Genomic DNA, 1,802 nt, shown 5'->3' with positions numbered 1-1,802 from the left:
CCAATCAGGAGTCCAACGGTTGTTCCCAGGACAGCAATCCCAAGGGCAATACCATACCCATAGGCAATCTTTTGACTGATACTAAGGCGATTTAGCTGCTTTCTGAACCAGGTAAGGGAACCTGTTAAGGGATGGCATGAGTTGCTTGAAACCGTCTTTAACAATGAAGATGCGGTGGTTGAGTCTGTTTTTAATTTAGTCATATTACTTCTCCATATCCTCCTCAAGGGAGATGCAGCCATTGTCTTTTATCAGTAAATAAAAACTATTGCGAATTATTTAATAATTGTGGGGTTGTACATACCGGGGTTGTAGATACAATTGTAAATAAAGTGGTAAATACAATAGTTATATTATAGAATTCCCAGCCAGTCCCACCCAAGTAACAGTTTCAGTATCCTATCAATTACCCTTGCTTATTTAGTTTGGAATTTATAGTGTTAGTCACCAGGTTTATCTAATTACTTTACAGGGATTGTTTGATGAATTATCGAATTTTTTGGATTTGAAATTTTTCGGATAATTGACGGATAGCTTGGGAAAAGGGTATAAATATATCATCATTTTTTTCTAGCTCATCGACTTCCTCTAAAAGGTCATTGATTAAGCCTGACATAGCCAGATCGTAGAGGTAGACTAGTTTTTCTTTTGGAGGACTAACAATTTGTGTTGTTTGAAGTGATATGTTTTTATGATTATGATTTTTGTGTTCTTGACATTCAAAAACTTTTGGCTGATTTTTTTGAAAATTTATTTCATGGTATTCTGGATAAGTTGGTACGTCTAAATCTATAGTAAAACTACTACCTTTGCCTGGTTTACTCTCGACATTAATGTCACCTTCCATCCTCTTGACAAGTTTCTGGGTAATTGCTAAACCCAGTCCAGTACCTTCCACATAACCAGAGGTATTTTCTAGCTTTTCAAAGGGCAAAAATAGTTTAGATAATTGCTCGCTATTCATGCCAATACCGGTGTCTTTTAATTCAAAGCGAATAGTGGTAATCTGTTGGAGTTTATTTGTTATTTCATCTTTAGCATTTTTCCTTGATTCAAGGACACTAACCTTAAAGGCTACTCCCCCTGTTTCAGTAAATTTAATGCCATTGTCGAGTAAGTTAATCAGCACTTGTAGCAAGCGTTTTTCGTCAACAGTAATTGCTCTAGGTAGTCGAGAAGTCGCTTGGTAACTATAGGAAATACCCTTTTGTTCTGCTTTCAACTGACAAATTGCCACGATGTCCTTCAAGAAGGTACCAAAATCAACCGTTTCGGGGTGGAGTTCTAATTGATCAGCTTCAATTGTACAGAGGTCTAAAATCTCATTGATCAGGCTCAGCAGATTAGAGCCGCACTGCTCGATAATATCAATACCTTTCTTGTCGTTAGCAGTTAGACTAGTTGATTTTTTCAGGATTTGAGCGTAACCCAAAATACCGTTGAGGGGAGTACGGACTTCGTGGCTGATGTTGGCAAGAAATATACTTTTAGCACGGTTAGCAGCTTCACTTTCCACTGCTGCCCGAACTGCTGCTTCTTTAGCTTTCTGGAGTTCCACTGTCCGTTGCTCAACTCGCTGTTCTAGCTGTCTTTCACTCTCCACCAGTGCTGCTACTGCTGAAATGCGATCGCTAATATAGATAGCCAGCAATATGGTAAGTAATAGTCCCCCCAAGGAAACAGTCCAGGGATACCAAGTTCTTCGACTCCCGATATATTCGGAATTGGGCTTAGACAGAATCAACCATTTCTGTCCTGAGACATCAAGAATTACAGTATGGTGTAACCCATTTCTGAGGCTA

2 protein-coding genes are annotated in these 1,802 nt (G+C 38.8%); both read right to left on the bottom strand.

From position 1 onward, the window contains the following. Positions 1-203, bottom strand: a 203-nt coding sequence (locus tag F6K49_RS45470; RefSeq protein ID WP_293108766.1) for a hypothetical protein, incomplete at its 3' end; no start/stop codon positions are given. A 284-nt stretch (positions 204-487) separates the two neighbouring features. Then, a partial coding sequence (locus tag F6K49_RS45465; RefSeq protein WP_293108763.1) for an ATP-binding protein occupies positions 488-1,802 on the bottom strand: 1,315 nt, incomplete at its 5' end.

This window comes from Moorena sp. SIO3I6 (assembly GCF_010672095.1).
The sequence above is the reverse complement of the archived record's forward strand: the minus strand, read 5'-3'. Positions and strand labels throughout refer to the sequence as shown.